We start from the raw sequence: 392 nt of genomic DNA on the forward strand, positions 1-392 counted from the left end.
CGTCCACACAAGACACCTGCATTTTTACGCGACATTCGTGCCGCGGACAGCGACCATCGCGCTTCGTAGCTTTGCGGCTACGGGATGTGCTTCGCTTTTCGCCACACGGAAATGATTTCCCGGGTCTGTAGCTCAGGTGGTTAGAGCGCACCCCTGATAAGGGTGAGGCCGGTGGTTCGAGTCCTCCCAGACCCACCATCACCGGATTTTTGCCGATCCATCGGCAAGAGCCCGACCATCCCTGGTCGGACTTCTCACGAAAATCTGGGGCCATAGCTCAGCTGGGAGAGCACCTGCTTTGCAAGCAGGGGGTCGTCAGTTCGATCCTGACTGGCTCCACCATCGTCGACGTAAAAATGGCAGCGCACACATAAAGATTTAGAAACGAGACG

2 tRNA genes are annotated in these 392 nt (G+C 56.6%); both read left to right on the forward strand.

The window, feature by feature from the left end:
- Nucleotides 1-121 precede the first annotated feature (121 nt).
- Nucleotides 122-198, forward strand: a tRNA-Ile gene (locus Y882_RS18295).
- Nucleotides 199-266: 68 nt separating this feature from the next.
- Nucleotides 267-342: transfer RNA gene (locus Y882_RS18300), tRNA-Ala, on the forward strand.
- Nucleotides 343-392: the final 50 nt, after the last annotated feature.

Source organism: Dyella japonica DSM 16301 (assembly GCF_001010355.1).
Taxonomy (GTDB): domain Bacteria; phylum Pseudomonadota; class Gammaproteobacteria; order Xanthomonadales; family Rhodanobacteraceae; genus Dyella; species Dyella japonica.